The sequence below is a fragment of the Leifsonia sp. NPDC058248 genome, assembly GCF_042881905.1.
Classification (GTDB): Bacteria; Actinomycetota; Actinomycetes; order Actinomycetales; family Microbacteriaceae; genus Leifsonia.
Genome location: NZ_JBHVXB010000001.1, coordinates 585,020 through 590,796, shown reverse-complemented (window position 1 = coordinate 590,796; position 5,777 = coordinate 585,020). Strand labels below are relative to the sequence as shown.

At 73.1% G+C, this 5,777-nt stretch carries 4 protein-coding genes; 3 read left to right on the top strand and 1 reads right to left on the bottom strand.

The features are described 5' to 3' along the window. Positions 1–133 precede the first annotated feature (133 nt). Positions 134–1,180 (bottom strand): glycosyl transferase, encoded by a 1,047-nt coding sequence (locus tag ACFVV5_RS02980; protein ID WP_387238698.1) that lies wholly within the window; start codon positions 1,178–1,180, stop codon positions 134–136. Between the two features lie 252 nt (positions 1,181–1,432). Between ACFVV5_RS02980 and ACFVV5_RS02975 the strand changes: the two genes are divergently transcribed. Genes ACFVV5_RS02975 through ACFVV5_RS02965 form a run of 3 tightly spaced genes read left to right on the top strand, consistent with a single transcriptional unit; the run spans position 1,433 to position 5,639 of the window. Continuing rightward, positions 1,433–2,509: a polysaccharide pyruvyl transferase family protein gene (locus ACFVV5_RS02975; RefSeq protein ID WP_387238695.1), complete on the top strand. Its 1,077-nt coding sequence runs from the start codon at positions 1,433–1,435 to the stop codon at positions 2,507–2,509. After that, positions 2,506–3,921, top strand: a complete 1,416-nt coding sequence (locus ACFVV5_RS02970) for a Coenzyme F420 hydrogenase/dehydrogenase, beta subunit C-terminal domain (protein WP_387238692.1) — start codon at positions 2,506–2,508, stop codon at positions 3,919–3,921. The genes ACFVV5_RS02975 and ACFVV5_RS02970 overlap by 4 nt, the downstream gene beginning before the upstream one ends. Further along, positions 3,918–5,639 (top strand): lipopolysaccharide biosynthesis protein, encoded by a 1,722-nt coding sequence (locus tag ACFVV5_RS02965; protein ID WP_387238689.1) that lies wholly within the window; start codon positions 3,918–3,920, stop codon positions 5,637–5,639. Before ACFVV5_RS02970 ends, ACFVV5_RS02965 begins: the two co-directional genes overlap by 4 nt. The last annotated feature ends 138 nt before the right edge of the window (positions 5,640–5,777 follow it).

Sequence of the window (5,777 nt, the reverse complement as noted above, 5' to 3'; positions counted from 1 at the left end):
GGCCGGGCGCCCGGGCGCCCCGCCCCCCCCCCCCGCCGGGGGTTGCCCCGGTGTGGCCAACCCCGGGGGGGGTGGGCCGACAACTCCGCCAAACCCACGAGCCCGGGCGAGCGCGAGGGCGGACGCGAGACCGTCAGCGCCGGCGGCGGCGGCGGAGCGCGATGGCCCGACGGTAGGCGGCGACGTGGGCACGGCCGGCGTCATCCCATTCGCGGCGGGAGAGGTCGGGACGGGCATCCGGAGCCAGACGCTGGGCGCGAGCCAGGGCGTCCTCGAGGGCGGCCGGCGTCAGCTCGCCCTCGTAGCGGAGCACCCAGTCGTCGCCGACCTCGGCGGCGAGCAGCCCGTTCACCTCGTTCGCGGGCACCAGCACCGGACGATCGAGCGACAGGGCGGAGAGCGCGCCGCCGGAGTTGTGCATCTCGCGGTACGGGAGCACGACGAGCTGCGACGCCGTCACCGCCGACACCAGTTCGGCGTCGCTGAGGAACGCGAAGTGCAGGGCGATCCGGTCGTCCCCGGCGGCGAGGCCCTCCAACTGTGCGACCAACTCGTCGCTTGACGGCTTGCCGCCGACGGTGAGCGACGCATGCGGGCCGCCGTGCCCGGCCGGGCCATCCTGGCCGCCGAACGCCGTCCGGAAGGCCGTCAGCAGCGCATCCACCCCCTTGTACCGGCGCACCAGGCCCACGTAGGCGAGACGCCCCGGCACACGCGGCGCATGCGGGTACCGCGCGTACCACTCGCGGTAGTGCCCGTGGACGATCGTCTCGAACGGCGCGTGCTCCGGCAGCGGCGTGAGCGGGTTGAGCCGGATGCGCAGCGTCGTCCGTCTGTCGATCAGCCGCAGCAGCCAGCGCTCGCGGCCGGAGATCCCGTCGGGCAGCTCGAGGTTGTGCACCGTGCGCACGATCGGCGTGCGCGTCACCGCCAGCTTGGCGATCAGCAGCAGGGTGAGCCCCTGGCGCACGAGCGCCTTCAGCGGGCTCTGGCCCGACACGAGGATCTCCGGCCAGTGCACGTGGAACACGTCGAATCGGCCAGTGAGGACCCCGCGCCAGCTGAAGGTGCGCAACTGCACGCCCGGCTGCTCCCGGATGCTGTCCCGGAGCATCACGAGGTACGGGTTGGTGGTCGGGCGCGGTTCGGGAAACGATTGCTGCACGATCAGCTCGGCCACGTCATCCCCTCGTCCGTCTCGTCCGTCTCGTCCGTCCGTGCGCTCCATCTTGGCCCGCCGACGCGACCGCCGCGACCGCTGTGCCCCTGAAGTGGGGGCACATCCGGGTGCACCCGTTGGGCGCGGCGGGCGAACACCTGGCTAAGATACATGAGTAAGTCTCAACAAGAGGCACCCGTACGACGGCTGCCGGGCCAGGCGCGCGAGGGAACGCGCCCCGCCATCCGTCGACCCGACCGCGGAAGTGTTGCCATGCGAGTTCTCGTTCTCTGGGCCGACGACGCCTCGCCCAATCTGGGCGTCCGCGCCCTGGGCTCCGGCACGGCCGAACTCGTCCGACGCGTCTGGCCGGATGCCGAGATCACCTTCCAGAACTACGGCCGCCGCGTCCCCCAGCTTCCGATCGGGCGGGTCCGCTCCCTCGTGAAGGAGCGGGTGGTCGGCTCGGCGGGGATGCAGAAATGGCTCGCGGGCTTCGACCTCGTGATCGACACCCGGTCCGGCGACAGCTTCGCCGACATCTACGGCACTCGGCGGCTGGTCGTGATGTCCGCCGTCGCCGAATTCGCGACGCAGGCCGGGGTGCCCGTGGTGCTCGGCCCGCAGACCATCGGACCGTTCGACAGCCGCAGCGGCCGGGCGATCGGCCGGCACTCGCTCCGCCGCTCAGCCCTGGTGATGGCGCGCGACTCGGCGAGCGCCGGTCACGCCGGCGAGCTCGGACGCCTCCCCGACGTGCTCACGACCGACGTCGTCTTCGCGCTTCCGCGTCCCGATGTGCCGAAGTCACGGGATGTCGTGCTCAACGTCTCCGGACTGCTCTGGTTCGACAACCCGCACGTCGACGCTGCGTCGTATCGGGACACGCTGGGCCGCCTCTACCGCTCTCTGCAGGCCGACGGCCGCGAGGTCACCCTCCTCGCCCACGTGCTCGACTCCGACAATCCGGACTCCGACATCGCGGCGATCCGCGAATTCTCGACAACGGTCGCTCCCGACGCCGAGATCGTCATCCCGACCGGCCTCGACGATGTGCGGACCACGGTCGCGTCCGCCTCCGTGGTGATCGGGTCCCGGATGCACGCCTGCCTCAACGCCCTCTCGGTCGGCACCCCGGCCATCCCGCTCGCATACTCCCGCAAATTCACCCCACTGCTGGCCGACCTCGGCTGGCGGCACACCGTCGACCTGCGGACCAGCGACGATCCGGCGGCCGATGTGATGCGCGAGCTTGCCTCGCCCGACCTCCAGCGCGATGCCGACGCCGCAGTGGAACGCGCCCACGAGACCCTCGGTGCCGCCGAGCGGGCCCTGCGGGAGGTCGCATGACCACGCAGACGCAACAACCGCCCGTCGCGCATCCGGATGCCGGAGCCCTCGACGCGGCGATCGCACGCGTCGTCGACGCGGGCAACTGCTCCGGATGCGGCGCCTGCGCACTCCTGGACCCCGGCCTGCAGATGCGCCGGAACGCCGAGGGGTTCCTGCGCCCCGTCCGTGTGGAGAGCAGCGACGCGTCGGCGGCCGCGGCCACCCCGGATGACGCGGCGGCACGGTTCGCTGCCGCGTGCCCGGGCGTGACGGTGGTCGCTGCACGGCCCGCCGGAGCAGAACGCCACCCGACCATGGGACCGGTCGTGCGCGCCTGGAAGGCCTGGGCCACCGACAACGAGACCCGTCATCGCGGCTCGAGCGGCGGAGCACTCACGGCGATCGCCGCCTGGCTCCTGGAGACCGGGCAGTCCGCCCGCATGGTCGGCGCGACCGCCGATCCCGCCGAGCCGCGGCGGACCGTGAGCGTCACGATCATGTCGCGCGACCAAGCGGTCGCCGCCGCCGGCTCGCGCTACGCCCCCACCGCGAGCGCCGCTCAGCCGGCCGCGGTGCAGAACGGGAGCATCTTCGTCGGCAAACCGTGTGAGGCCTCGGCGGTGCGCTCCCTGGTCGCGACCCGGCCGGCGTCAGACGCCGCCGCCCCGGGCGACGACCCGATAATCCTCTCCTTCTTCTGTGCGGGCACACCGAGTCAGCATGCGACGGAGGCTCTGGCGCAGTCGCTCGGGGTCCCGGACGACGAGCCCCTCGCCGACCTCTGGTACCGCGGCCGCGGCTGGCCGGGACGCTTCACCGCCGTGCGCCGCGACGGCACCAAGGCCGACGCGAGCTACGACGAGTCGTGGGGAAGCACGCTGGGGCCGGCCGTCCAGTGGCGCTGCAAGATCTGCGCCGACGGCATCGGCGAGAGCGCCGACATCACGGCGGCCGACTTCTGGCGGTCGGACGAGCGCGGCTACCCGGTCTTCGCCGAAGGCGCCGGGCGCAGCGCACTGATCGCCCGCACGGAGCGCGGCTACGACATCGTCCTGCGGGCGATTGAGGCGGGCGTCATCTCGGTGACCCCGATGGACGTCGACGACCTCGCGGCCGTGCAGCCGTTGCAGACCACCCGCCGCAGCACGCTCGCCGGCCGGCTGCTCGGCGCCCGCCTGGCCGGAGGCGCCGTGCCCCGGTACCGCGGCTTCGGCCTGGTGCGGCTCGCACTGCCGCGCCTCCGGGAGAGCATCCGGACGGCCAGGGGCACCTTCCGCAGGCGCCGCGCGGCCGCATCGCGGACCGCCGGCACCAGCGGGGCCGACGTCGCGGGGACGGGCGTCGCGAGCGGCGTCGCGGGGACCGACGTCACAGGGGCCGACGTCACGGGGACCGACGCGGCCGGCGCCTCCGGAACGCAAGCGCCATGAGCGACGACCGCACACCTCGCCCGCCCGCGCGCCACCGCAACAGGCGCCAGGCTCCCGAGCTTCCCGGCAGCAGCAGCAGCAGCAGCAGCAGCAGCGGCACCGGCGACAGCAGCGCCGGCGCGAGCGGCTCGGCGGGGCCCGCTGTCGTCCCCGACGCTCTCATCGTTCCCGACCCGGCGACCGTCGGCGACGCGGCCGACTTCGCCGCCGCCACCCCCGCGGAGGAGGCCACAGCCGAGTTCCGCGACGAGGCGATAACGGCCATCGCACCCCGGCTGGGCGCCCAAGCGGCGCGCGGCGCAGCCGTCACGCTGGCGGCCCAGGGCGGCAAGGTCCTCGTGCAGGTCGTGTCGGTCGTCATCCTCGCGCGGCTGCTCAGCCCGCACGACTACGGTCTCATCGCCATGGTCCTCGCGATCATCGGGGTAGGGGAGCTCTTCCGGGACTTCGGCCTCTCGTCGGCGGCGATCCAGGCGACGACCGTCACCCGCGGCCAGCGCGACAACCTCTTCTGGGTGAACGCCGCCATCGGGGCCGGGCTCTCGGTCGTCGTCTTCGTCGGCGCCGGCCTGATCGCGGCCGCTTTCGGGCAACCGGAACTGGTGCCGATCTCTCACGCCCTCGCCCTCACCTTCCTCATTAACGGGCTCGGCACCCAGTACCGCGCCGACCTGGTCCGCCGACTCCGGTTCTCGGCGGTCGCGACCGCCGACATCGCCGCGCCGGCCGTCGCCCTGATCATCGCGATCGGCGGGGCGCTGCTCGGCTGGGGGTACTGGGCGCTCGTGGCTCAGCAGCTCAGCCAGGCCCTGGTGCTGCTCGTCGTCCTGGTCGTGGCAGCCGGATGGATCCCGCGACTCCCCCGACGCGGGGAGCCGATCCGCGGCTTCCTCGCCTTCGGGTGGAACATGCTGGCCTCCCAGCTGGTGAGCTACGTCAGCAACAACTGGGACAACGTGCTCGTGGGCATCCGGTTCGGACCCGTCGCGCTCGGTCTGTACAGCCGCGCCTTCCAGCTTCTGATGACCCCGCTGAATCAGGTGCGCATCCCGCTCACCACCGTGGCGCTGCCGGTGTTCTCCCGGCTCAAGGACGAGCGCGACCGGTTCGCCGACTGGCTGTGCCGCGGCCAGCTCGCCCTCGGCTACACGATCGTGGCCGGCCTCGCGCTCGTGGCGGGGGCGGCCGAACCCGTGACCGCCCTCCTCCTCGGCCCCCAGTGGCTGGCCTCCGCACCGATCCTGCGGCTGTTCGCGATCGCCGGCATCTTCCAGATCCTGGCGTTCGTCGGGTACTGGGTCTACGTCTCACGCGCCCTCACCGGTGACCTGCTGCGGTACTCGCTGGTGAGCGCTGCGATCAAGATCGCCTGCATCACGATCGGATCGTTCGGCGGCGTACTCGGGGTGGCGATCGCGTACGCGGTGGCCCCGGCGATCTCGTGGCCGATCTCGCTCTGGTGGCTCTCACGCCGCACGAGCATCCCGACGGCGCGGCTCTACGCCGGGGCCGGCCGCGTGCTCGCCCTCGCCGTGCTGGCGGCCGGAGCCGCAGGCGGCGCGGTCTTGCTGTGCTCCGCCTGGTGGACGATCGTCCAGGTCGCGGCGGCGGCGGTGGCGGCAGTGGCGGTGTACGCGCTGGCTGCCCTCATCGTGCCGTCCGTGCGGCGCGACCTCGCCGGGGTGCTGGCGGCCGCCCGCATGGTCCGTCGGCACTGAGCGCACGTGCCCCGCAGCACTGAGTTGTGGGGGGGGGGGGGGGGTTGGGGGGCGAGGTGGGGGGCGACCAGCAAGCTTGGACGAAACACACACTAGGTCGGGCGGGGCGGTGGTTGGGACAAAGAAGCGCCCGCCCCC